Below are 25,329 nucleotides of genomic sequence, written 5' to 3' on the forward strand. Positions count from 1 at the left end.
CCGACGTGTCTACTTTCCGGGGGTCAGGCCCAACCAGAAGATCAGCTTCCTCCCACTTTTCGACGCCTCATTCTCCCACCATCACGCCAGTTCCCGGAGATGACGCTCGTATCCACTACAAAAGAAAAGGGCCTGCCGTAGCGGCAGACCCTCTCAGAATCGAGTTAGCGCGGAAGTGGGATCTTCACGCCTGGGATAGCGCCTGCCAGTGCGGCGACACCCACGCCTACACCGACAAGGACCAGAAGGCCGATGATGATATCGACGACCGAGTCATTCGAGGATTCGTCACCCTGAGGAGCTGGGGTGCTAGTGTTCGTAGGCGTTGGCTCCGCCGTTGCCGTTGGCTTCGCGGTGTCGGTAGGGGCAGGCTTCGTGCTCGTCGTAGATTCCTTTGGCTTTGGACGAGCAAACAAAGAGACCAACTTGGGATCAACCGGCACCGAAATTTTTCCAGGGAACGGTCCACTGGAACCGTCAGTGAATGTCACTTCAGCTTCAAAATCAATTTCGAAGCGAGATGGGTACCGCGTGCCTTCAACCGGCTCTACCCAGAGCTTTTCAGTACTTAGATCGAAGAAGGTATATTCCCCGGTAGTCACTTTTACATCGTACGGAGAATCCCACTTCTTCAGTTTGATGGAGCGCACGTACTTGGAGTCATCCGCCATATCCACATTGATGAACGTGCTGTTCAGATCCGTCCCCAGCCAAGCAACGCCTCCCTTCAGGCGTGGATTCAGCCTCTCAGCCATCGATGCCGAAACAGTTTCTTCCTCACCAAAAGCAGACGGTCCCGCAACAACAGTCAACGGCGCCACAAGCCCTACAGCAAGCGCGCCCGCCATGAGTTTAGCCTTCATGGAAGCTCCTTCTCCCTAGTATTTCCAACTAAACACACATATTAACCCAAGCCAATCACAAAGTCATCAGTGCTTCCTTTTGGATTTTGGAGACGAGTCGGCGTTTGCGGCCGTAGTTGATGATGAGTCCGTGGTCGTCGAAGAGCACACCGCGGGCGTTGGCGTTGGCGGCGACGTTGGCGAGGTTGAAGGCGGGTACGGCATTGTTGTTGGGGAGATACCCGTTGCCGTTGGTGCTCATCATGATGTTGACTTGTGCTGCTGGTGCGAGGCGGGTGCTTTTGGCCATGGCGGTGCGTACGAGTTGCACCATGCCTATCAGGGCGTGGAGCAGGAAGCGTTGGGGTGGTAGCCCGCAGCCGGTGTTGAGGATGTCTGCCCCGCTTGTATCGGGACGGGTGGTGGCTTCCTCGAGTGCGGTGGTGAGTTTGGTTTCGTCGAACTCGCCGTGTTCGTTGACGTGGTCGCTCATGGTGTTAAGGCCTGCGTGTTAGGCGAGTGCGGTCTAACATGCCCGGTGGACGTTTCTAATATGCCTGGTGAGGGCATGTTTCTTACGGAGTTCGAAGTGGCTTTATGCGGTTCGAACATGGGGCATTGTTTTCCGCCTGTGCGGAATTAGTCTGGGAGCTCGCTGAACGTGGGACAATGGCGAGACGCCTGGGACAGCGCCGCGACGGCCGAGCGTCGGCAAGCAATAACTTCCGCCCCTGCGGAATTAGTCTGGCAGCTCGCTGAATGAAGGCCCGTCGCTCCTTCATTGCACCCAGTGCCCCAAAAGGCCAGGTCGTGGCCCGGGTCCGGTGTGTGGCCAAGCATTCTGATAGGCAACATTGCGCATTTAGACCGCTTGGTCTATTGTTGTTGAAGTTCCCGCCGCAACGCGTGCGCGCAGCACCCCGGTGCCTGCCCGTGATTCCGTGTGAGACCAGCGTTGTTGTCTGGTGGTTCCCAGTTGGCGCGGGTGCGTAATACACGTTATTGCTGCATCGAAAGAGGAGACCGTTTTGTCTACTGATCCCTACTACCGCTTGTTCACTAGTGAGTCTGTTACGGAAGGCCACCCGGACAAGATCTGTGACGCGATCTCGGACGCCATTTTGGACGACATGCTTCAGCAGGATCCGGCCTCCCGCGTTGCCGTCGAGACGCTCGTGACCACCGGTCAGGTGCACGTGGTCGGTGAGGTCAAGACGAGTGCGTACTCCAACATCGCCAAGATTGTCCGCGACAAACTTGTGGGCATTGGTTTTACTTCTTCCGAGGTTGGCTTCGACGGTCGTACGTGTGGCGTCAACATCGCGATCGGGGACCAGTCGGCGGAGATCGCAGACGGCGTGACCACCTCGCAGGAGGTGCGCGAGCACGCCTCGGCGGAGGAAAATGACCAGGCTGGCGCCGGCGACCAGGGTCTGATGTTCGGCTACGCCACGAACGAGACCCCGGAGTACATGCCACTGCCGATCGCCACCGCGCACCGCCTGGCCCGCCGCCTGACCGAGGTGCGCAAGATGGGCACGGTCGTGGGCCTGCGCCCGGACGGCAAGACCCAGGTCACCTTCGCGTACGACGGCGACCGTCCGGTTGCCCTCGACACCGTGGTCATTTCCACCCAGCACGACCCGGACTTCCACGGCGAGGCACTGCGGGAGGCGCTGCGCACGCAGGTGCTGGAGTGGGTGATCAAGGACGCGGGCCTCGAGCGTTTCTACACCGACGACACCAAGTTGCTGGTCAACCCCTCCGGGTCTTTCGTTCTCGGCGGCCCGATGGGGGACGCGGGGCTGACCGGTCGCAAGATCATCGTCGATACCTACGGCGGCATGGCGCGCCACGGCGGCGGCGCGTTCTCCGGCAAGGACCCCTCAAAGGTGGACCGCTCCGCCGCATACGCCATGCGCTGGGTAGCGAAGAATATCGTCGCCGCGGGCCTTGCTGAGCGCGTCGAGGTGCAGGTCGCCTACGCGATCGGCCGCGCGAACCCGGTGGGCCTCTACGTGGAGACCTTCGGCACTGCCGCTGAGGGGCACACCGACGCGTCGATCCAGCAGGCGGTGGACAAGGTCTTTGACCTGCGTCCGGCCGCAATCATCCGTGACCTCGACCTGCTTCGCCCCATTTACGGGCAGACCGCCGCCTACGGCCACTTCGGCCGCACCGACGTGGAGCTGCCGTGGGAGCAGCTCAACAAGGTCGAGGAGCTCAAGGCCGCGACCCAGTAGCCACAACCGACGGGGCAAGCCAAGGAGCAGCGCTGCGCTAGAATCTGGCACCATGTCCCAGCCTGCCGCTCGCTTTCCCGTCGCTCGGGTACTGCCGCTGCTTGGCTTGCCGCAGCTCGATCGCCCCTTTGACTACCTGGTCACCGAAGGGGAATCCGACGCGGCGCAACCGGGAGTGCGGGTGCGGATCCGCTTCGCCGGGCGGCTGGTGGACGCAATCGTCCTGGAGCGCACGGCCGCCTCCACACACGAGGGCAGCCTTCGCTTCATCGAGCGGGTGATCTCGCCCGAGCAGGTCGCTCCAGAGCAGCTTCGCTCGCTTATCGACGCCTTAGCGCAGCGGTACGCCGGCGTCCGCTCAGACATCTACCGCGCCGCCATCCCGGCGCGCCACGCCAAGGCCGAGGAGACGGACACCTCGACGCCGTGGGCGCAGCTCGGCGAGGTGGCGGAGCCCGACCTGTCTGCCTGGAGCAGTTACGAATTCGGCGAGAGCTTCGTCGACGCGGTACTGGAAGGCAAGATGGCGCGCGCCGCCTGGCAGGTGGCTCCCGGCGACGATTGGGCGGGCGCGCTCGCGGCCCTGGGCGTCAAGCTTGCGCGTGACGGGGGAGGGGTGTTGATTGTGGTGCCGGATCAGCGTGACGTCGATAATTGCGAGCGAGCCTTTCGTGAGCTGGTCAGCGCGAAGCAGGTGACCACCTTGACGGCGAGCCAGGGGCCGCAGGCCCGCTACTCGCGCTACCTGTCGATTCTGCACGGCCAGGGCCGCATCGTGGTGGGCACGCGCTCGGCGGCTTTCGCGCCGGTACGCGACTTGCGGCTGATGGTGCTCATGCACGACGGCGACGCGAACCTAGTGGATCCGCGCGCACCGTACGTGCACGCGCGCGAAGTACTCACCACGCGCTCCGCGATGGAGCGAGTTCCGCTCGTGCTCGGTGGATGGGCCCGCACGGCGGAGGCGCAGCTGTTTGTCGAGTCCGGCTGGATGCACGAGCTGGTCGCGCCGCGTCCGGTCCTGCGCCAGCTCAGCCCGTATATCCATGCGGCGGGCGATTCCGACATCGCGCTCGAAAGAGACCCGCGGGCGCGGCACGCGCGCCTTCCCTCCGAGGCCTTCATGGCCGCCCGGCGCGCGCTCAAGCGTGGTGCACCGGTGCTCTTCCAGGTGCCGCGTACGGGCTACATCCAGTCTTTAGCCTGCGGGCAGTGCCGGACTCCTGCCCGCTGCCGATGGTGTAACGGGCCGCTCGGCCTGCCGTCTGGTGAAGAGGCGGCGGCCCCGACCTGCCGGTGGTGTGGTCGAATGGATCCCGCGCACGTGTGCCCTGCGTGCGGTTCGCGGCGGGTGCGCGCCACAGTGCTGGGCACTGAGCGGACGGCAGAGGAGCTCGGCCGGGCGTTCGCGCAGTTTCGTGTGCGCACCTCGTGGGGTGACAAGGTGCTCGATGCCGTGCCGAGTGAGCCTGCCATTATCGTCGCCACGCCGGGTGCGGAGCCGCCCGCAGAAGGCGGGTACGGCGCGGCGATCTTGCTGGACGTGTGGGCACTGCTACACCGCCCGGACTTACGCGCAACCGAGGACACCTTTGCCAAGTGGCTGCAGGCGGCCACGCTCGTGCAACCGCACAGCGCGGGCGGCGAGGTCGTGGTCGTGGCTGATCCCGCGCTGCCGGTCGTGCAGCACCTCATCCGCTGGGACGCGGCGGGCCATGCGGCGTTAGAGCTGGCGCACCGCAGGGACGCGCGCTTTCCACCCGCGGTGCACATTGCCGTCGTGGATGCGCCCCGGCACGCGCTTGAGGACTTCTTCGCGCACGTGGAGCTGCCTGAGCACGCGGAAGTGCTGGGCCCTGTCGACCTGCCCGCCGGGGTCACGCTGCCGGGCGAGTGGGACGTGCCCCGTTATGGCGAGGCGCAGCGGATGCTCGTGCGCTCCCCGCTGCGCGGACGTACCGAGCTCGGCCGGGCGTTGCGGGCGGGCGCGGTGCACCGGGCTGCGCGCAAGCAGACGCTGCCGCTGCGCATCCAGGTCAACCCGATTGACGTGGGGTAGTCCTTGCAGTGTGCTCGCGGGGTGGGTCAGTACACTTGGCAGACATGACTGCGCTGAGTTTGCGCCTTTTCGGCGATCCCATTCTCAAGACTGCCGCGCGCCCTGTCGCGGAGTTCGGCGAGGGGCTGCGACGCACCGCCGCGGAGATGCTGGACATCATGGACGCCTCCGGCGGGGTGGGGCTTGCGGCCAACCAGGTTGGCCCAGGCATCCGGTTGTTCGTCTTCGACTGCAACGGCATGCGTGGCCACCTGGTTAACCCTGGGTGGCACCAGGTGGGCGAAGATACGCAGACTGGCGTCGAGGGTTGCCTGTCTGTCCCGGGTGTGCGCGGCACGATCACGCGCGCAGCGAATGTCCTGGCAACCGGGAATGACGTCCAGGGCCGGCCGGTGACAATCGCTGCCTCGGGGCTGTTGGCGCGCTGCATCCAGCACGAGACAGATCACCTGGACGGAGTCATGTTCATGCAGCGGATGGAACGCGAGGAGCGGAAAGCGGCGATGGCGGCGATTCACGCTTCCGAATGGTGGAAGGAGAACTAGATGCGAGTTGTATTTGCCGGAACCCCGGAGCCCGCAGTGGTGGCGCTTCAGCGGCTCATTGATTCCGAGCACGAGGTGGTCGCGGTGCTTACCCGGCCCGACGCCCGTCGTGGGCGGGGCAGGACGCTGCACCCCTCGCCGGTAAAGGCGCTAGCGCAAGAGCACGGCATCGAGGTGCTCACACCTGAGTCGCTGCGCGAGAACGACGAGGTGCGCGCGCGGCTGGCAGAGCTCGCCCCGGAGGCGATCCCAGTTGTGGCCTACGGCAACTTGATCCCCAAGGACATGCTGGGCATCGCCCCGCACGGGTGGGTCAACCTGCACTTCTCGCTGCTGCCCAAGTGGCGCGGCGCGGCCCCCGTGCAGGCAGCGATCCGGGAGGGCGATGCGACAACCGGCGCGACGACCTTCCGGATCGACGAGGGCCTGGATACCGGCGAGGTGCTCGCCACGCTCACCGAGGACATCACCGCCGATGACACTGCAGACTCACTGCTGACCCGCCTTGCCTACGCGGGCGCGGACCTGCTGGTAGAGACGATGACGGGGCTGGAAAAGGGCACGATCGCCCCAACCTCGCAGGAGGGCGAGGCGAGCTATGCGCCGAAGCTCACCACCGACAACGCGCGCATTGACTGGCACGCGGCGGCAAATCAGATCGACCGCGCGGTGCGCTCCCACACCCCCGGCCCGGGCGCGTGGACGACCTGGGACGGCCAGCGCGTCAAGGTGGGCCCGGTCAAGGTCGGCGAGACGGACTCGCTCGAGCCCGGGCACGTGAGCGTCGAAAAGAGCGAGGTGCGCGTGGGTACTGCGACAAACGACGTGGTGCTGACCACGGTGCAGCCGCCAGGCAAAAAGATGATGGCAGCGGCCGACTGGGGCCGTGGCCTGCAGCAGGACGTCGTTGCGCAAGGAGTGGTGTTTGAGTGAGTGGCGGATTTCGTTCCAGGGCCGCAGGTCGGCGCGAGCCGAAGAAGGATGCGCCCGCAGCACGTAGGCGCGCGCCGAAACAGCAACAGAAGCAGCAACTAGCCATCAACGACCCGGCTCGCGAGGCGGCGCTTGAGGTGCTGCACCGCGTGGCGACGGACGGGGCGTACGCGAACCTCGTGCTGCCCGGCCTTTTGCGCGAGCGGCGCATCACCGGCCGCGACGCGGCCTTTGCCACCGAGCTGACCTATGGCGCGCTGCGCACCCAGGGCGTGCTCGACGCAGTGATCTCGGCGAATTCCTCCCGCGAGCTGGACAAGATCGATCCGTGGGTGCTCGCCGCCCTGCGCCTCGGCACCTACCAGTTGCTCTACACGCGGGTCTCCCCGCACGCAGCAGTGGATACCACTGTGCGCCTCGTGGAGGCCGCGGGCCAGGGCAAGGCGAAAGGCTTTGCCAACGGCATCTTGCGCACCATTGGGCGCTCGACCCGGCAGCAGTGGTTCGATCGGCTCATGCCCTCGGACGCACTCGACGCGCTCGCCTTCAAGCACGCGCACCCGGCGTGGATCGCGCGATCCTTCCACACCGCGCTGGGTGCCCAGGTGGAAGAGCTGGGTGCCGCGCTCGAGGCGGATTCGGCTCGTCCCGGCGTTCACCTGGTTGCGCGCCCTGGCGAGCTCAGCGCGGAGGAGCTCGCCCTGGCCGTCGGCGGCGAGCAGGGCCGCTACTCGCCCTACGCCGTCTACCTCGAGGAGGGTGACCCAGGTGAGCTTGCGCCGGTGCGCGAAGGGCTCGCCGCGGTGCAGGACGAGGGCTCGCAGCTCATCGCGCGCGCCGTCGCCGAAGTGCCAGTCGACGACGATCAAGGTCGTTGGCTTGACCTGTGTGCCGGTCCAGGCGGCAAGGCCGCGCTCATCGGTGCACTCGCGCGTATCGACGGCGCCACCGTCGACGCCGTCGAGCCCAGCAACCACCGCGCGGACCTGGTGCGCAAGGCGGTCAAGGGCCTGCCGGTGAACGTCCACACGGTGGACGGGCGCGACCCCGGCCTTGCGCCCGGCTACGACCGCGTGCTGGTCGACGCCCCGTGCTCGGGGCTCGGCGCTTTGCGACGCCGCCCGGAAGCCCGCTGGACCAAGCAGGAACACGACATCGACGAGCTGGTTCCGCTGCAGGAGGCACTGCTTGCCTCCGCGATTTCGCTCACCCGCCCAGGCGGTGTCGTGATCTACTCGACCTGCTCGCCCGATGTGCGCGAGACACGCGGAGTGGTCGACGACGCGCTTGGGCGCGGCGAGGTCGAAGAGCTCGATGCGAGCCCGTACGCCTGCGGCATGACCGAAACCGGCGAGGCGCGCAGCGTGCAGATGTGGCCGCACCGCCACGGCACCGACGCAATGTTCTTCGCGGTGCTGCGGAAGAAGTAGGCTTAGCACCATGATCTACATCGCCCCATCAATTCTCGCCGCAGACTACGCAAACCTGGGCAACGACGTGCGCAAAGTGCCCAACGCGGACTTGATCCACGTGGACATCATGGATGGTCACTTCGTGCCCAACCTCTCCTTCGGCCCCGACGTGACTAAGGCCGTCGACGGTGTCACGGACCAGTTTCTGGACATGCACCTGATGATCGAAGACCCGGAGCGCTGGTTTCCCACCTACGTTCAGGCGGGCGGGGACCGCATGATCTTCCACGTGGAGGCAACCAGGGACCACGTGGCGGCTGGCCGGCAGTGCCGCGAGCTCGGCGTCCAGTCGGGCTTTGCGGTCAAGCCGGGCACTCCGATCGAGCCCTACCTGGACTCGGTGGGCGAGTTTGACCAGGTCATGGTGATGAGCGTGGAGCCCGGCTTCGGTGGGCAGAAGTTCATGCCGGAGGTGCTTGGCAAGGTCATGGCGTTGCGTGACCACATCAAAGCCGAGGGGCTCGACACGATCATCGGTATCGACGGCGGCATCGCGAACGCGACGATCGCGCAGGCGGCGGAGGCCGGCGTCGACGCCTTCGTGGCGGGCTCCGCGGTCTTCGGTGCGGACAACCCGGCCGAGGCGGTTGAGCGCCTGCGCGAGCTCGCCCAAGAGGCGCGCGGCGGTGCCAACTGAGTAACGTACGGCCGCATCCAGCCGCGGTAGAGGCGGGCATCGCCGCGGCGATTTCCGCAGGTGAGAGCGTGCGAGGCACGACGTCGCCGAATCCGCCAGTCGGCTGCGCGATTATCGACGCCGCAGGTCACCTCATTGCCGTAGGTGCCACCTCGCCCGTCGGCGGCGCGCACGCTGAGGTCAACGCCTTGGCAGCAGCCGGCGACCGGGCACAGGGTGCGACCGCGATCGTAACCCTCGAGCCCTGCGCGCACACAGGGCGCACCGGTCCGTGCACGCACGCGCTGACGCAGGCGGGCGTAGCGCAGGTCATCTACCTCACCAAAGACCCAAACCCCGAAGCAGCTGGGGGCGCGGAAGTGCTCCGGCGCGCGGGGGTGCAGGTGGCGTACGAGTCGCGGGAGGTGGTAGCGCTGGGGGCGTGGTGGGCGTCGATAAGCATGCAGCGGCCCGCGGTGACCTGGAAGTATGCGGCGACCCTCGATGGGTTTACCGCTGCGGCCGATGGGACGAGCAAGTGGATTACTGGCGAGGCGGCGCGTGCGCACGTACATCTTGATCGGGCGCGGCGCGACGCGATCATCGTGGGTACCGGCACCGCACTCGCGGACGACCCGCAGCTCACCGCGCGCCGCCCGGACGGCGAGCTGTACCCAACCCAGCCGGAGCGCGTGGTGGTGGGCACCCGCGAGATCACCGGCAACCTCGCGCGCCTCGGCTTTACGCAGTACCCGGACCCGGAGAGCGCGCTGGCGGCGCTGTGGGAGCGCGGGGCGCGCGACGTGCTCGTTGAAGGCGGCGCGTCTCTTGCGCTCAGCTTCGTGAACGCGGGACTCGTCGACCGCATCCAGGCGTACGTTGCCCCGGCGCTGCTCGGTGCCGGCCGCGGGGTGCTTCACGGGCCGCTAGCCACGACGATCAACGAGGCGCAGCGCTTCCGCGTCGAGCGCGTGATACAGCTGGGTGAAGACGTGCTCATCGAGATGGCACGAAAAGATTTGCTGAGACAGGAAAAGTAGGCAGGATACGCAGTGTTTACCGGACTGATTGAAGAAGTCGGCACGATCGAGGCCGTGGAACTGGGCGAAACAGATGCACGCGTGTGTATCCGCGCGCCGAAGGTGACCGAGGATGCGCGCAACGGCGACTCCATTGCTGTCGACGGGGTGTGCCTGACTGTGACCGGGCTGCCGGAGGCACTCGAAGACGGGCAGCCGCGGCCCGAGCGCTTTTGGGCCGACGTGATGCCGGAGACGATGCGGCGGACCCGGCTCGGGCTGGCGAACCAGGAAGGGACGCGGGTGAACCTGGAGCGAGCACTGAAGGTGGGCGACCGGTTAGGTGGGCACATCGTGCAGGGCCACGTGGACGGCGTGGCCAAGCTGCTTTCGCGCACGCTGGGGCCGCGCTGGGACGTGCTGCGGTTTAGCCTGCCAGAGGGCCTGCGCCGCTACGTGGTGGAGAAGGGCTCGATCGCGGTCAACGGCACCTCGCTGACCGTGTCCGCGGTGGGAGACGACTTCTTCGAGGTTTCGCTGATTCCCACCACGCTTGCAGAAACCACCGCGGGCGAGCTGCGCGTCGGCGAGCCGGTGAACCTGGAGGTCGACCAGGTAGCCAAGTACGTAGAAAATATGGTGCGGGCTAAGGTAAACGACTATGAGTAACGGTTCCCGCTTGGATGCTGTCGAGGACGCCATCGCCGCCATTGCCCGCGGCGAAGCGGTGGTTGTGGTGGATAATGAGGATCGGGAAAACGAGGGCGATCTCATCTTCGCGGCCGAAGCCGCCACCCCTGAACTCGTGGCGTTTATGGTGCGCTACACCTCCGGCTACATCTGCGTCGCCCTGGAGAACGAGGACGCCGATCGGCTCAACCTGCCGCCAATGGTGGCGCGCAACCAGGACGCCCGCGGCACCGCCTACACCGTGACCGTGGACGCGGCGACCGGCACGACCGGCATCTCCGCGACCTCGCGTGCCGAGACGCTGCGCCGACTCGCCAGCGCCGAGACCACCGTGAGCGACTTCACCCGACCGGGGCACGTGGTGCCGCTGCGTGCGCGGCCCGGCGGCGTGCTCGCCCGCGATGGGCACACCGAGGCGAGCGTGGATCTCGCCCGGATAGCGGGGCTGCGTCCGGCCGGTGCGCTCTGCGAGATCGTCTCCGAGCAGGACCCGACAGATATGGCCCGCTTCGACGAACTGCGCGAATTCGCCGACACCCACGGCCTGGTGATGATCTCGATTGACCAGCTCATTGCGTATCGACGCCGCCACGAACGCTTCGTCTCTCGCGTCACCGAGACGCGCCTGCCCACCGAGTTCGGCGAGTTCCACGCCGTGGGCTACCGCAACGACATCGACGGCACCGAGCACGTCGCGCTCATCGCTGGCGACCCCGCACAGCTTGCCGGCGCCGACGACGTGCTCGTGCGCGTACACTCCGAGTGCCTGACCGGCGACGCCTTTGCTTCCGCCCGCTGCGACTGCGGCCCGCAGCTGCACGAGTCCATGCGCCGCATCCACGAGGCTGGTCGTGGCGTGGTGGTCTACGTCCGCGGCCACGAAGGCCGCGGCATCGGCCTGCTGGCCAAGCTGCAGGCCTATGCGCTGCAGGACCAGGGCCTTGACACGGTGGATGCAAACTTAGAGCAGGGGCTGCCTATCGACGCCCGCGAGTACTCAGTCGCCGGCCAAATTCTCGCCGACCTGGGCATCGAATCCATGCAGCTGCTGTCCAACAACCCGGACAAGGTCCACGCACTCAGCGGGTTCGGCCCACAGGTTGCCGGCCGCACCCGGATTGAGATCGTGCCCTCGCACGACAACATCGGCTACCTTCGCACCAAGCGTGACCGGATGGGCCATGACCTGCCGGGCGTTGCGCAGTGGTTGGATGCACACACGCCGGCTGCCGATGGCGGTGCGCCTTCGGCAGGCTGATTGCACGTATTCTAGAAAGACGCCTGTCTCTAGAAGCGACGACTCGAATGGAGTGGAAAACTTATGGCTTCCTCTGGTGAGCCGGAACCGTATTCGCCGCAGGCTGAAGGCCTGACGGTGGCAATTGTGTCCACGCGCTGGAATGCGCGGATCGTCGATACCCTGCGCGAGCGTGCGCTGGCCACGGCACGCGAGCTCGGCGCGAAGGCCGACGAGTACTTGGTGGATGGCGCGATGGAGCTGCCCGTGGTGGTGCAGGCCTGCGCCCGCCGCTACGACGCTGTGGTGGCGCTCGGCTGTGTGATCCGCGGCAAGACGCCACACTTCGAAGTCGTCTGTGACTCGGTGACCAGCGGGCTTACCCGCGTTGCCCTCGACGAGGGCACGCCCGTGGGCAACGGTGTGCTCACCGTAGAAGATGAAGACCAGGCCTACGAACGGTCCGGTGGTGAGGACGCCAAGGAGGACAAGGGCGAGGCCGCCGTTCGCGCGGCGCTCGGTGCGGCGGTAGAGCTGGGAAAGGTGCGCGCGCTGCGCACCCGTGACTAGGATCCCAAGGTAACTGACGGTAGGGCAGGCTCGACGTGCGGGCCGCGGGAAGGAAAGGACGTTCGCGTGACAGGGGAGACAGGGTCCACTGGCGGTTCCAGGGCAACGGGGGAGGCAAACGACGCGCAGCATGCGACACAGACGCGCAAGCTGAGCGACGAGGAGCTCGTCTACCTCAACGCCCTCGACCCCCACGCGCTGACCTCGACTAAGCCTTGGGAGCTCACCGTCAAGTCGCGCTTCTTGCGCCGCGTGGCCGTTGCGTGGATCGTGCTGGTTATGGCGGTGCACTTCTTCATGGCCTCGGTCGTGGACGTGGAGTTTACCGGCGTTGCCATTACCGGGATCGATAAGTTCGCCTTCGTGGGCGTCGGCATTGTCATCTCGATCGTGTCCTGGATCTGCCTGACTCGGCCGCGCGTGCGCGTCAACGAGGACGGGGTGGAAGTAGCCAACATCATCGGCACGCGCTTCTATCCCTGGCTGGTGATCTACGGGCTGTCCTTCCCCAAGGGCTCGCGCATGGCACGCCTGGAGCTGCCGGAGTTTGAGTACGTGCCGCTGTGGGCGATCCAGGCGGGCGACAAGGAGCACGCGCTTGAGGCCGTCGCAAAGTTCCGCGACCTCGAGGCAAAGTACATGCCGGAGGACCCCGCGGAATAAGCAGCGCACAACGGAAAGGGACGAGCTGATTGGCAAACCCGCAGGACTACCGCCCGGCGACGGGCACGATTCCCACCGACCCGGGCGTGTATAAATTCCGAGACGCGAACGGGCGCGTCGTGTACGTGGGCAAGGCAAAGAACCTGCGCTCGCGGCTGAACAACTACTTCCAGCCCCCGGAGCACCTGCACCCGCGGACCAGGCAGATGGTCTTTACCGCCGCATCCGTGGAGTGGACGGTGGTCTCCAGCGAGGTGGAAGCACTCCAGCTCGAGTACACCTGGATTAAGAAGTTCGACCCCTGGTTCAACGTGATGTACCGGGACGACAAGACGTACCCGATGCTCGCGGTGAGCGTGCGCGAGCGCTTCCCCCGCGCCTTCTTCTACCGCGGGCCGAAGCGCAAGGGGGTGCGCTATTTTGGCCCGTACTCGCATGCGTGGGCCGTGCGCGAAACGCTCGACCTGCTCACCCGCGTCTTTCCCATCCGCACCTGCAGCAATGGTGTGTACAACCGTCACGAGTCGCTGGGCAGACCATGCTTGCTCGGCTACATCGATAAGTGCGCCGCGCCTTGCGTCGGGCGCGTCGACGAGGAAGAGTACGCAGCGATCGTCGCCGGCTTCCTCGGCTTCATGTCGGGCAACACGGACGCGCTCGTGCGCGGGATGACGCGCCAGATGGAAGAGGCCGCGGAAAACCTCGAGTTTGAGAAGGCGGCGCGACTGCGCGACGACCTGGGCGCAGTCAACAAGGTCATGGAGCGCCAGACCGTGGTGCTGAGCCAGGATACGGACGCCGACATCATCGCCTTTGATACCGACGAGCTCGAAGCCGCCGTCCAAATCTTCAATGTACGCGGCGGGCGCATCCGCGCGCAGCGTGGCTGGGTGGTGGAGAAGACCGGCGACGAACCTGGCTCCACCGAGCGTCTCGAGGAGGGCGACAAGGACCCGGCGCTGCCCGTGCTCATGCAGAATTTCCTGGTGCAGTACTACTCGGATGCCGTTGAGCGGCAGCGTCAGGAACAGGAGGAAGACCGCAAGCGCGAGGAAGAGAAGATCCAGCGGCGCGGGGTAGACCAGGAATCGTGGGCGTCGATACGCACCCCGCAGCCCGTGCCCCGCGAGATCCTCGTCGCCGAGATACCGGACGAGCTGGCCGAGGTCACAGAGCTGCTCGAGGGCCTGCGCGGCGCGCAGGTGGACATCCGCGTGCCGCAGCGTGGCGACAAGGCCGCGTTGATGGAAACGGTGCGCAAAAACGCGGTCGAGGCCCTGCACCAGCACAAGCTCAAGCGTGTCGGCGACCTCACCGCGCGCTCGCAGGCCCTGCAGGACATCCAGGATGCGCTGGGGATGCAAGAAGCCCCGTTGCGCATGGAGTGCACCGATATCTCGCACATCCAGGGCACCGACGTGGTCGCCTCGCTTGTCGTCTTCGAGGATGGCCTGCCGAAGAAGCAAGATTATCGACGCTACCGCATCAAGGAAGCCGCCGGCGACGGCCGCTCCAACGACGTCGGCTCGATCGCCGAGGTCACCCGCCGCAGGTTCAAGCGCTACAACGAGGACAAGCTGGCCAACCCTGACGAAGAAAGCGCGGCGCTGATGTTCGCCGAGGAGGCCGCCGAGGTCGAGACCACGGACAACAAGCGCTTTGCCTACCCACCGCAGCTCTACATTGTCGACGGCGGCAAGCCACAGGTCGACGCCGCGCAGGTTGTCTTCGACGAGCTCGGTATCGTCGACGTCCAGCTCATCGGGCTAGCGAAGCGGCTGGAAGAGGTCTGGGTGCCCGACGACGACGAGCCGGTGATCCTGCCGCGCAACTCCGAGGGTATGTACCTGCTCCAGCAGATCCGCGATGAGGCGCACCGCTTCGCCATCACCTACCACCGTCAGCAGCGCTCCAAGCGGATGCGCGCCTCTGCGCTTGACGCGATCCCCGGACTCGGGCCCGCGCGGCGCACGGAGCTGGTGAAGCACTTCGGGTCCGTGAAGAAGATCAAGGCGGCTTCCGTGGAGGAGATTCAAGAGGTCGACGGCGTGGGTCCGAAGCTCGCCGCGACGATCTACGAGCACCTGCACCAGGGCAACTAAGGGGCAACTTAGGGCCGAAAGCCGCCCGCGTGCGTGCGTCGGCTCGGTTAGGATGTGGTGTATGACGCAGTCGCACCAGCATCAGACCCAACCTGCGGGCCAATCGGGCAACGCAGCGCAAGTTTTGCACCCCGTCATCATCACCGGGCTGTCCGGCGGTGGCCTGTCCACGGCGGCGAAGATCTTCGAGGACAAGGGCTACTTCGTCTCCCAGAACCTGCCGCCGCAGCTCATCCTGGAGCTGGTGGAGATGTCCACCGGTGAGCAATCGCCTGTGGCGAAGGTGGCGGTGGTCACCGACGTGCGTGCGCGCATGTTCAATGGCTCGTTGATGGAGACGATCTCCAAGATCAAGGAGGGCGGCTACAACCCCTTCGTGCTCTACCTCGAAGCGCGCGACGGGGTGCTCATCCAGCGCTTCGACTCGGTGCGCCGCACGCACCCCCTGCAGGGCAAGGACACGCTCAAGCACGGCATAGAGCGGGAACGCAAAGAGCTGGAACCGGTGCGCGAGATCGCCGATGTGATCATCGATACCACCAATCAGTCGGTGCATGACCTGCGGCGTTCGATCGAGGCGTCGATAGGCGAGCTGGCCTCCGGACGCCAGCACGTCACCGTGGAATCCTTCGGGTTTAAGCACGGCTCGCCGCGCGATGCGGACCTGATCGTGGATGTCCGCTTCCTGCCGAACCCGTACTGGGTGGAAGAGCTGCGCGAGTTCCGCGGGGTGGACAAGCCGGTCTCCGACTACGTGCTTGGCCAAGCCGATGCGGAGCCGTTTATTGAAAACTTCGTGCGCCTGCTCGGCAGCACGCTCGACGGCTACCGCCACGAGGGGAAAGACTTCATCACCGTCGGTATCGGCTGCACGGGTGGGCACCACCGCTCGGTGGCAGTGGCCGAAGAGGTCGGGCGGCGGCTGCGGAAGAAGCCGCAACTGGATGTCAGCGTGTTGCACAGAGACTTGAAGAGGCACTAGGTGCCGCGGTTCTTTAACTTCCCAGCGTGAAAGGAGAAAGCGATGAGCTCGTCTACTGAGCGTCTTGCTTTGACCTGCCTGGGTGGTGGTCACGGCCTGTACCAGACCCTGCTCGCCGCCCGCGAAGCCGAGGCCACGGAGATTAACGCCGTGGTCACTGTTGCCGACGATGGGGGATCCTCCGGGCGGCTGCGCCGGGAGTTTCCCATCATCCCGCCGGGGGATCTGCGTATGGCGCTCGCCGCGCTGACCGCTGACGACGAGGAGGGCACGCTGTGGCAAGAGGCGCTGCAGCACCGCTTTGGCGGCAACGGCGTGATGGCCGGGCACCCGCTGGGCAACCTCATGCTGGTAAGCCTGGCTGAGAAGTTCGGCGGGATGCAGAACGCCCTCGACATTGTGGCGCGGTGGACTCGCTCGGTCGGTCGCGTGATCCCGATGAGCCCGCGGCCGCTGGATATCGAGGCGGATGTCTCCGGGCTGGACGATGATCCGCGGGTGCTGCGCTCGGTGCGCGGACAGGCCGCCGTGGCGTCGACCTCGGGCGAGGTGCGCCGCGTGCGCCTGTTGCCGGACCGGCCGGAGGCCTCGCCTGAGGCGATTGAGGCGATCCGTTCCGCCGACATCGTCACCATTGGTCCGGGTTCCTGGTTCTCCTCGGTGCTGCCGCACCTTTTGGTGCCGGGCATCGTGGAGGCGCTGAACTCTACCGACGCGATGGTGGTCGTCATGCTCAACCTCTTGCCCCAGGCGGGCGAGACCTTAGGGTTTAGTACCGAGCGCCACATCCAGGTGTTTAACCAGCACGCGCCGGAGCTGCGCGTCGACTACTTCCTGGCCGACAACCATATCTCGCCCTCAGAAGGTGAGCGTCGGCACCTGCAGCGTGCCGCGCAGCAGGTGAGCGCCGGAATCGCGTTTCGCGACGTCCACATTCCCGCCCCGGAGGGCGAGCAGGTGGACAAGCACGACCCTGCCAAGTTGGCGGAGGCGATTTTGGAGTTGTACCGGGCGCGCTAGAATCAAGCGTCGATACGCGCGCCCTCGCTGAGTACAGCTGAGGTAGGTGCGCGCGCCTGTGTGTGCTCATACAGGCCAACGAGAGATGAACAGAAAGGGGACGGCAACGGTGGCGCTGACCGCGAAAGTCAAAGACGAGCTGCTCAACGTTCGCCTCACGCATGCGAGTGCGCAGATTGCGGAGGCCACCGCCATGATCCGCTACGCGGGCAGCTACCAGGACACACCGCAGGGCATTGCGCTGGTCGTGGAGTTCGCGGAGGAGCAGGTTGCGCGCCGGCTGGTGACGTTGCTGCACGCCACCACCGGGATCGAGGCGGAGATGGACATCATTGCCCCGGGGTCCGCGACCAAGGAGCGCAAGTGCGTCGTCACTGTGCGCCGCGGGATGCGCGACGTGGTGCGGAAGCTGCGCCTGGTCACCGCATCAGGCCACCCAGTCGTCGGCATGCCGCACACGATCGTCTCCGGCCCAGTCGCGGACGTCGAGGCCGCGTGGCGCGGTGCGTTTTTGGCGCGCGGCTCGCTGACGGAGCCGGGCAGGACTTCGGCGCTCGAGGTCGCGTGCCCGTCGGAGGAGTCCGCGCTCGCGCTCGTGGGCTTGGCGCGCCGGCTGGATATTCCGACGCGGACCAAGGAGACGCGGGGAGTGGAGCGCGTCTACATCCGTGACGGGGAGACCATCGGTATTTTGCTTAGCCGGATGGGCGCGCCGCTTTCGCGCCTGGAGTGGGACGAGAAGCGCCGCCGCAAGCAGCTGCGTGCGCGCTCGGGGCAGCGCCTCGCTACCTTTGATGACGCCAATACCCGTCGCTCCGCGCAGGCGGCTGCGACCGCGGCGCGCCGTGTGGAGCGCGCGATGGACATTCTCGGCGACGATGTGCCTGAGCACCTCGCGGAGGCGGGGTACCTGCGGGCCGAGCACCGGCACGCCTCCCTGGAGGAGCTGGGCAAGCTGGCGGACCCGCAGATGACTAAGGATGCGGTGGCGGGGCGCATCCGGAGGCTGTTGTCGCTTGCGGATAAGCGTGCGAAAGAGCTGGGAATTCCGCCAACGACGGCAGGGATCGACGAGGAAAAGTCGCACGAATCCGAAATGTGACATATTGCACACGGAAATAATGTAGTTACGTCAACTATTAAAGGTGTGCTCATTGTCGGTGTGGTGCCCGAACGACGGGGGAGGATGTCGGCAAAGCGTGTGGTGACGCGAAGAATCGGGCACCGATGATCGGGGAGAAACGGCATTTGTACCCCCGGTTTTGCGTACCTTTCTGGTTCGCTCAAATCGCGCGTGCGGAGCCGTCCAGGAGCCATGCAGGGTTGAGGGTGCATCGCTACACTGGGCACCGACAGGCGAAAAGGAAGCCGAATCGCCCGGTAACCCTGCAGGTAGCAACGGGTTTGAACCGCAGGCGGGTAGGCGCCAGGAGCCTGAACCTAGGGGCGCAGCGTGTGCCCCGTAGAACTCGACTCAGCAGAGGAGTATTAGACAGTGACTACTCGTATTGGCATCAATGGCTTCGGTCGTATCGGTCGCGCAGCGTTCCGCATCATCCAGGATGAGTACCAGGGCGAGCTCGAGGTTGTGAAGATCAACGACCTCACCGACAACGAGACCCTTGCACACCTGATGAAGTACGACACCGCGTACGGCCAGTTCGGCCACGAGGTGGAGTTCGACGATAGCTCCATCAGCGTTGACGGCCGCCGCATCGAGGTCTCCGAGGAGAAGGACCCGTCCAAGCTGGCTTGGGGCGACGCAAACGTTGACATCGTGCTCGAGTGCACCGGCGTGTTCCGCTCCGGCGACACCGCAAAGGCACACCTGGATGCTGGTGCGAAGAAGGTCATCATCTCTGCTCCTGGCAAGGATGTTGATGGCACCTACGTGTGGGGCGTCAACCACACCGACTACACCAACGACAAGAACATCATCTCCGCCGCATCCTGCACCACCAACTCGCTCGCACCGCTGGCAAAGGTGCTGGACGAGGAGTTTGGCATCAAGTCCGGTCTGATGACCACCATCCACGCTTACACCGGCGACCAGCGCATCCAGGATGCACCGCACAAGGACCTGCGCCGCGCCCGTGCCGCTGCTCAGAACATCGTGCCGACCACCACGGGTGCTGCAAAGGCAGTGGCGCTGGTTCTGCCTGAGCTGGAGGGCAAGCTGGATGGTTTCGCTATGCGCGTGCCCACCATCACCGGCTCCGCAACCGACCTGACCGTGCAGCTGAACAAGGACGCCACGGCAGAGGAGATCAACGCTGCGGTGAAGAAGGCCACCGAGGACGAGGTGCTCGGTACCGCCATGCTCTACACCGAGGATCCGATCGTTTCCTCCGACATCATCGGCAACAGCCACGGTGCAATCTTTGATGCTGGCATGACCCGCGTCATCGACAACAACCTGGTCAAGGTCATCTCCTGGTACGACAACGAGTGGTCCTACACCTCCCAGTACGTCCGTATGACCAAGCACGTCGCTGACAACCTCTAAACCCCGCGCGGTTCAGCTGATGGGCCCGGTGCGTGCACATCGCATGCACCGGGCCTTCGGCGTAAAACTGCGTATCATGTCCCCCGTAGACACACTTATCAAGGAGCATTCACCGATGACTACGCAAACACTGCAGCAGCTTCTCGACGAGGGCGTGGACGGCCGCCACGTCATCGTCCGATCCGACTTCAACGTCCCGCTCGACGAGGACGGCAACATCACCGACGCCGGTCGCATCGACGCCTCCCTGCCCACCCTGCGCGCCCTGCTTGACGGCGGCGCAAAGGTGATCGCGATGGCGCACCTGGGCCGCCCGAAGGGCGAGGTCAACCCGGCCTTCTCGCTCCAGCCGGTGGCAGAGGCGCTGTCCGAGCGCCTGGGTCAGTTCGTCGCGCTCGCAGGCGACGTCTCTGGCGAGGACGCGCACGAGCGCGCCAACGGCCTGACCGAAGGCGAGATCCTGCTGCTGGAGAACGTCCGCTTCGACCCGCGCGAGACCTCCAAGGATGAGGCGGAGCGCGAGGAGTTCGCAGCTGAGCTGGCCGACTTGGCCGCAGACAACGGTGCTTTTGTCTCCGATGGCTTTGGCGTGGTCCACCGCGCACAGGCCTCGGTGTACGACATTTCGAAGAAGCTCCCGGCCTACGCCGGCTACCTGGTGGAGAAGGAGGTCTCCACGCTGTCGGCAGTCAAGGATGCCCCGGAGCACCCCTACGTTGTCGTCCTCGGCGGGTCCAAGGTTTCGGACAAGCTCGGCGTGATTGAGGCGCTGGCGGCAAAGGCCGACAAGGTCGTCATCGGTGGCGGCATGTGCTACACCTTCCTCGCGGCACAGGGGCACAACGTGCAGAACTCCCTGCTGCAGGAAGACATGATTGCCACCTGCAAGGAGCTCATCGAGCGCTACGGGGACAAGCTGGTCCTCCCGGTCGACCTCGCCGTTGCGGAGAAGTTTGACAAGGACGCGGCCAAGGAGACCGTCGATCTGGACAGCATCCCGGAGGGCTGGCTGTCGCTGGACATCGGCCCGGAGACCGCGAAGCTCTACGCTTCCGCCATCGAGGATTCCAAGACCGTGTTCTGGAACGGCCCGATGGGCGTGTTCGAGTTCCCGCAGTTCGCTGACGGCACCAAGGCTGTCGCCGAGGCCATGATTGCTGCAACCAAGAACAACGACTCCTTCACCGTCGTCGGCGGTGGCGACTCCGCAGCGTCTGTGCGCACCCTCGGCCTGGATGAGGATGGGTTCTCCCACATCTCCACCGGCGGCGGTGCCTCCCTCGAGCTCATCGAGGGCAAGGAGCTGCCAGGCGTCGTCGTTCTGTCCAAGTAGTCCCGGACCCCGGTACCTAGAAGAGAGGAACACAGACTTATGGCACGCAAGCCACTTATTGCCGGCAACTGGAAGATGAACCTTGACCACCTTGAGGCCATCTCCAGCGCCCAGAAGCTCGCTTTTGCCTTCCCGAAGGATGGCTACGAGCTTGTCGACGTTGCGCTGACCGTCCCGTTCACGGACCTGCGCTCGATCCAGACGCTCGTGGAGGGCGACAAGCTGCAGATCACCTATGGCGCGCAGGATGTCTCCCAGCACGATAACGGTGCGTACACCGGCGAGATTTCCGCCGCCATGCTGGAGAAGCTCGGCTGCACTTGGGTGGTTGTCGGCCACTCCGAGCGCCGCCAGTACCACAACGAGAGCGACGAGCTGGTCGCTGCGAAGGCGAAGAAGGCGCTTGCACACGGCATCTCGCCGATCGTGTGCGTGGGCGAGCCGCTGGAGGTCCGCGAGGAAGGCAAGCACGTCAGCTTCGTGGAGGAGCAGACCCGCGCCTCTCTGGCTGGCCTGAGCACCGAGGAGCTCAACCGCACCGTCATCGCTTACGAGCCGGTGTGGGCCATCGGCACCGGTAAGGTCGCTTCCGCAGAGGACGCGCAGGAAGTTTGCCACGCGATCCGTGAGCTCGTCCGCGAGCTTGCCGACGATGCGACGGCCGACGGCATCCGCATCCTCTACGGCGGCTCCGTCAAGACCGAGACCGTCGCCGAGATCGTCGGGCAGCCGGACGTCGACGGTGGCTTGGTCGGCGGTGCCTCGCTGAAGGGCGAGGACTTTGCCAAGCTGGCGGCCGCAGCCGCAAACGCCGTCGCCTAACGCCGGGCGGACACGCGCGCGTCGTGTGTCCGCCGTAAGGCTTTGCGTGGTGATGGTGTAGGCTAATGCAGGTTGAACAATTATTCCCCAAAGTGAAAGTGGAGGATCGCCCCACATGACGTTGGCTCTGGAGATCGTGCTCGTAATCGCATCGGTGCTTGCGACCGTGTTCGTCCTGCTCCACAAGGGTAAAGGCGGCGGCCTGTCGAGCCTCTTCGGCGGCGGCGTGCAGTCCAACCTGTCCGGCTCCACCATCGTGGAGAAGAACCTGGACCGCTACACCATCGTGATCTGCCTGATCTGGATCGCGTGCATCGTCGCGCTGAACCTGATGCAGACCTACTCCGCGTAGAGACCTCTACTGCGTAGAGCCCCTCCCAGTTCGCTGGGAGGGGCTCACTGCGTTTTGTGGCTAGCGCTACAACTCGCCTGCCGCATCCTCTGAGACGAAGAGCACCGTCTCGTGGCTGCCGCGCGCGCCAGCTGCGGGCCAGTCCTCGGGCGACGCCCCGCGGGCAACGTGGCCTGCGGCTTCGGCCTTCTCCGCACCGGAGACGAGTAGCCACACGCGCTCGGCGCTGCGGACCGCGGGCAGGGTGAGCGTGGCGCGCTCTGCGGGTGGCTTCGGGGAGTCGGTCACCGCCAAGGCCCGTGCGCGGGACTCGCGCACTGCGTCTGTGTCCGGGAACAGGGAGTTGATGTGTCCCTCGCCGCCCATACCCAGCAGGTGGAGGTCGAAGCCGCGCGGCGCGTACTCGTCGAGCGCGCGCTCGTACGCGACAACTGCCTCGTCCATCTCGTCGCCGTCGAGGCCCCAACCGTGGATGCGCTCGGCGGGCACGCCGAGCGGGTCGAGCAGCGCGTCGCGCGCCTGGCCCTCGTTGGAGTCTGGGTGTGTTGCGGGCACGTTGCGCTCGTCGCCGAAGAAGAACTCGATGCGCGCGAAGTCCACATCGCTGCTGCCTGCGCGCTCGCCAAGTTTCGCGAGCAGCTCGATGCCGGCGGTGCCACCGGTGAGCACGACGCGGGGGATACCGTCGCCGTGCAGCCCGCCGGCGGCATCGGCCTGGATTGCTGCGAGCAGTGTGAGCAGCCGCTCAGCCGTGGCGTCGACGAGCGCGGGACGATCCGCAACGCGCGCCACGTCAACCACGTGCGCGGGCGCGGAGTCTGCCTCGCGCACCAGCGTGGTGGCCTTGAGGGCGCGGGCGTAGGTGACGTCGTCGTCCAAATGGCGCAGCTCCTCGGTCAGGCAGGACGCGTCCGAGCGCGCGCCGAGTGCGACATGCGAGGCGGGGCTGCCGGGGACCGCCACGCGTGCGGTGTGCGCGTCGAGGACGTCGACGGTGATATCGCCTTTCTCGCAGTGCAGCGCCAGGTGCTCGACGGGCACGCCCTTGCGCGGCTGCGCAACGGGGGAGCAGGTGACCTCCACGTCGAGGCAGGCCGCGAGCCACCCGGCTGCCAGCAGGACGGCGGGGTCGGCAGGGGCGCCGGCGATGGAGACCGACTGCACCGGATCATCCGCGTAGCGGTCCAAGGCCGAGGCGACGACCCCGCGCCAGGGCGTGATGCGAGACCAGGCCATGTCCGAGTCACCAGGGTGGTAGCCCTCGACGAGTGTGCGCAGCGGTTCCGCGGAGTCGTCGGCACGCGCGTTGGTGATGCGGCGCTGTGCGATCGCGCCGAGCTGCGAGGCCACTGGCTTCGCAGGTGCCTGCCCGGGCCACCACGCCACGATCGGGGTATCGGGAAGGAGCAGGGGAGTGACCACCGCGTCGAGGTGGCCGGTGAGCTCGCCGAAGAGCCGCATGACCACCATTTCGGAGGCACCGGAGTGCGCGGCGATGATGAGGTCGGCGTTCATGCTGGTGGGCGCCGAGGCGTCGCCAAGCAGCAGCACGATCACGCGGGCCGGGTTCTCCCTGGTAGCGGCGCGGACCGTCTCGAGGATTGCCTCCGAATCCTCGGTCTCAGGCGCGGCGACGAGCAGCGTGAGCACGCGGCCCGTGGCCATGGAGAAGTTCTCCTGCGCCTTGAGCAGCGCGCCTGCGATCTGGCGGGTAGTGGTGTCCGGCAGCGAAATAATCACGAAGCAACCTTCTTTCTGCGTTTAGGGGCGACGCCAGGTGCGGCCGTCTTTTTCCAGCATGCGGTCGGCGGACGCCGGACCCCAGGTACCGGCCTCGTACTCGTCGGGCTCGCCGTGCTCGTCCCAATACTCCAGGATTGGGTCGAGGATCTCCCAGCTGCGCTCGACCTCGGAGTTGGTGGGGAAAAGGCTAGACTCGTCCAACAGTGCGTCGAGGATGAGACGTTCGTAGGCCTCGGGCGACTGCTCGGTGAAGGCCTCGGAGTAGGAGAAGTCCATGTTCACGTCGCGCACCTCCAGGCCCACGCCCGGCACCTTGGAACCGAAGCGCATGAGCACGCCCTCGTCCGGCTGCACGCGGATGACCACGGCGTTGTTGGTCAGCAGGTTCGTCTGATCCGGGTAGAAGGGCTGGTACGGCGGGCGCTTGAACACCAGCGCAATCTCTGTCACGCGGCGTCCGAGCCGCTTGCCGGTGCGCAGGTAGAAGGGCACACCGGCCCAGCGCCGCGAGTTGATCTCCAACGTGCAGGCGGCAAAGGTCTCCGTCTTCGAGTCCGGATCGAAGCCTTCTTCCTCGCGCAGTCCCACCACCGGCACAGACCCCTGCAGGCCTGCGGTGTACTGGCCGCGGGCCGTCGTCTCGGAAAAGGGGCCGGTGGGGGAGGTCGCGCGCAGGACCTTGAGTTTCTCAGCGCGCAGCTGGCGCGGGGAAAACGAGGTCGGCTCCTCCATCGCCACGAGCGCGAGCAGCTGGATGAGGTGGTTCTGGATCACATCGCGAGCAGCGCCGATGCCGTCGTAGTAGCCGGCGCGGCCGCCAAGCCCGATGTCCTCGGCCATGGTGATCTGCACGTGGTCGATGAAGTTCGCGTTCCAAATGGGCTCGAAGAGCTGGTTAGAAAAGCGCAGCGCCATGATGTTCTGCACGGTCTCTTTGCCCAGGTAGTGGTCGATGCGGAACACCGCGTGCTCCGGAAAGACCGTGTTGACCACCTTATTCAGTTCCATTGCCGAAGCCAGGTCGTGCCCAAAGGGCTTCTCGATGATCACGCGGCGCCACTGATCTTCAGCAGGCTTGGCCATCCCGCAGCGGTCGAGCTGGTGCACCACACCCGCGAAGTGCTCAGGGGGCACCGAGAGGTAGAAAGCCCAGTTCCCGTCAACGCCCTGCCGGCGGTCCGCCTCGGCCAGGGTCGAGGCAAGGGCATCGAAGGCGGCATCGTCGTCGAATGCGCCGGAGACGAAATGCATCCCGTCGGCAAGCCGGTCCCAGACGTTTTGGTCAAACTCGGTGCGGGCGCGCGCCTGCACAGCCTCGCGCACGTAGTCCTGGAATTCCTGCTTCGACCAGTCGCGCCTGCCGAACCCCACGAGCGCAAAGCCTGCGGGCAGCAGGCCGCGGCTTGCCAGGTCGTAGACCGCCGGCAGCAGCTTCTTGCGCGCCAAATCGCCGGTCACCCCGAAAATCACCAGGCCGGAGGGGCCAGCAATACGGGGCAATCGCTTATCGACGGCCGAGCGCAGCGGATTGCCCCGCTGCACCTGTGCTTCCCTGTCTTCGTTCACCTTCGACGCGTCTC

At 65.8% G+C, this 25,329-nt stretch carries 23 protein-coding genes; 19 read left to right on the top strand and 4 right to left on the bottom strand.

All coding sequences use genetic code 11. The features are described from left to right. Positions 1-164: 164 nt before the first annotated feature. Together HMPREF2550_RS01550 and HMPREF2550_RS01555 are read right to left on the bottom strand one after the other, a co-directional pair. Positions 165-863, bottom strand: coding sequence for a hypothetical protein (locus tag HMPREF2550_RS01550; protein WP_070789286.1), 699 nt, complete (start codon positions 861-863; stop codon positions 165-167). 55 nt (positions 864-918) lie between these two features. Next, on the bottom strand, positions 919-1,335 hold the full coding sequence (locus HMPREF2550_RS01555; protein WP_070789287.1) for a hypothetical protein: 417 nt from the start codon (positions 1,333-1,335) through the stop codon (positions 919-921). A 535-nt stretch (positions 1,336-1,870) separates the two neighbouring features. Between HMPREF2550_RS01555 and metK the strand changes: the two genes are divergently transcribed. From metK to secG, 19 genes are all read left to right on the top strand, one after another. Further along, a complete protein-coding gene (gene metK, locus HMPREF2550_RS01560) occupies positions 1,871-3,085 on the top strand; it encodes a methionine adenosyltransferase (protein ID WP_070789289.1) in 1,215 nt (404 codons plus the stop codon). A gap of 52 nt (positions 3,086-3,137) precedes the next feature. Further along, a complete protein-coding gene (locus tag HMPREF2550_RS01565; RefSeq protein ID WP_070789290.1) occupies positions 3,138-5,144 on the top strand; it encodes a primosomal protein N' in 2,007 nt (668 codons plus the stop codon). A 44-nt stretch (positions 5,145-5,188) separates the two neighbouring features. Beyond that, positions 5,189-5,689, top strand: a complete 501-nt coding sequence (def, locus tag HMPREF2550_RS01570; protein ID WP_070789292.1) for a peptide deformylase — start codon at positions 5,189-5,191, stop codon at positions 5,687-5,689. Continuing rightward, positions 5,690-6,622 (top strand): methionyl-tRNA formyltransferase, encoded by a 933-nt coding sequence (gene fmt, locus HMPREF2550_RS01575; RefSeq protein WP_070789293.1) that lies wholly within the window; start codon positions 5,690-5,692, stop codon positions 6,620-6,622. Further along, complete coding sequence (locus HMPREF2550_RS01580) at positions 6,619-8,052, top strand: RsmB/NOP family class I SAM-dependent RNA methyltransferase (protein WP_070789295.1); 1,434 nt, start codon at positions 6,619-6,621, stop codon at positions 8,050-8,052. The genes fmt and HMPREF2550_RS01580 overlap by 4 nt, the downstream gene beginning before the upstream one ends. A gap of 10 nt (positions 8,053-8,062) precedes the next feature. After that, positions 8,063-8,731 (top strand): ribulose-phosphate 3-epimerase, encoded by a 669-nt coding sequence (gene rpe, locus HMPREF2550_RS01585; protein WP_038590773.1) that lies wholly within the window; start codon positions 8,063-8,065, stop codon positions 8,729-8,731. Then, positions 8,728-9,750, top strand: coding sequence for a bifunctional diaminohydroxyphosphoribosylaminopyrimidine deaminase/5-amino-6-(5-phosphoribosylamino)uracil reductase RibD (ribD, locus tag HMPREF2550_RS01590; RefSeq protein ID WP_070789296.1), 1,023 nt, complete (start codon positions 8,728-8,730; stop codon positions 9,748-9,750). Before rpe ends, ribD begins: the two co-directional genes overlap by 4 nt. 12 nt (positions 9,751-9,762) lie before the next feature. After that, a complete protein-coding gene (locus tag HMPREF2550_RS01595) occupies positions 9,763-10,398 on the top strand; it encodes a riboflavin synthase (protein ID WP_070789298.1) in 636 nt (211 codons plus the stop codon). Continuing rightward, a complete protein-coding gene (locus HMPREF2550_RS01600; protein ID WP_070789300.1) occupies positions 10,391-11,677 on the top strand; it encodes a bifunctional 3,4-dihydroxy-2-butanone-4-phosphate synthase/GTP cyclohydrolase II in 1,287 nt (428 codons plus the stop codon). Before HMPREF2550_RS01595 ends, HMPREF2550_RS01600 begins: the two co-directional genes overlap by 8 nt. Positions 11,678-11,740: 63 nt before the next feature. Then, entirely contained in the window at positions 11,741-12,226 is a 486-nt protein-coding gene (gene ribH / locus HMPREF2550_RS01605; RefSeq protein ID WP_070789301.1) for a 6,7-dimethyl-8-ribityllumazine synthase, read from the top strand. Between the two features lie 66 nt (positions 12,227-12,292). After that, entirely contained in the window at positions 12,293-12,889 is a 597-nt protein-coding gene (locus HMPREF2550_RS01610) for a PH domain-containing protein (protein WP_083319722.1), read from the top strand. 29 nt (positions 12,890-12,918) lie between these two features. Then, positions 12,919-14,991: an excinuclease ABC subunit UvrC gene (uvrC, locus tag HMPREF2550_RS01615; protein ID WP_070789302.1), complete on the top strand. Its 2,073-nt coding sequence runs from the start codon at positions 12,919-12,921 to the stop codon at positions 14,989-14,991. A 61-nt stretch (positions 14,992-15,052) separates the two neighbouring features. After that, positions 15,053-15,973, top strand: coding sequence for an RNase adapter RapZ (gene rapZ / locus HMPREF2550_RS01620; protein WP_083316986.1), 921 nt, complete (start codon positions 15,053-15,055; stop codon positions 15,971-15,973). Between the two features lie 42 nt (positions 15,974-16,015). Continuing rightward, on the top strand, positions 16,016-16,993 hold the full coding sequence (gene yvcK / locus HMPREF2550_RS01625; RefSeq protein WP_070762732.1) for a gluconeogenesis factor YvcK family protein: 978 nt from the start codon (positions 16,016-16,018) through the stop codon (positions 16,991-16,993). Between the two features lie 85 nt (positions 16,994-17,078). After that, positions 17,079-18,095: a DNA-binding protein WhiA gene (whiA, locus tag HMPREF2550_RS01630; RefSeq protein ID WP_083316985.1), complete on the top strand. Its 1,017-nt coding sequence runs from the start codon at positions 17,079-17,081 to the stop codon at positions 18,093-18,095. 393 nt (positions 18,096-18,488) lie between these two features. Beyond that, on the top strand, positions 18,489-19,499 hold the full coding sequence (gap, locus tag HMPREF2550_RS01635) for a type I glyceraldehyde-3-phosphate dehydrogenase (RefSeq protein ID WP_070762730.1): 1,011 nt from the start codon (positions 18,489-18,491) through the stop codon (positions 19,497-19,499). Positions 19,500-19,614: 115 nt separating this feature from the next. Further along, a complete protein-coding gene (gene pgk, locus HMPREF2550_RS01640; RefSeq protein ID WP_070789304.1) occupies positions 19,615-20,832 on the top strand; it encodes a phosphoglycerate kinase in 1,218 nt (405 codons plus the stop codon). Between the two features lie 39 nt (positions 20,833-20,871). Then, on the top strand, positions 20,872-21,654 hold the full coding sequence (gene tpiA / locus HMPREF2550_RS01645; RefSeq protein WP_070762728.1) for a triose-phosphate isomerase: 783 nt from the start codon (positions 20,872-20,874) through the stop codon (positions 21,652-21,654). A gap of 115 nt (positions 21,655-21,769) precedes the next feature. After that, the gene (secG, locus tag HMPREF2550_RS01650) at positions 21,770-22,006 is read left to right on the top strand and encodes a preprotein translocase subunit SecG (RefSeq protein ID WP_070762727.1); all 237 of its coding nucleotides are present in this window, start codon (positions 21,770-21,772) and stop codon (positions 22,004-22,006) included. Between the two features lie 66 nt (positions 22,007-22,072). Here secG and pgl read toward each other — a convergent pair whose 3' ends face one another. After that, the gene (gene pgl / locus HMPREF2550_RS12595; RefSeq protein WP_070762726.1) at positions 22,073-23,746 is read right to left on the bottom strand and encodes a 6-phosphogluconolactonase; all 1,674 of its coding nucleotides are present in this window, start codon (positions 23,744-23,746) and stop codon (positions 22,073-22,075) included. Positions 23,747-23,767: 21 nt separating this feature from the next. Continuing rightward, positions 23,768-25,315 (bottom strand): glucose-6-phosphate dehydrogenase, encoded by a 1,548-nt coding sequence (gene zwf, locus HMPREF2550_RS01660; protein WP_070762725.1) that lies wholly within the window; start codon positions 25,313-25,315, stop codon positions 23,768-23,770. Positions 25,316-25,329: the final 14 nt, after the last annotated feature.

The organism is Corynebacterium sp. HMSC074A01 (genome assembly GCF_001831515.1).
Taxonomy (GTDB): Bacteria; Actinomycetota; Actinomycetes; order Mycobacteriales; family Mycobacteriaceae; genus Corynebacterium.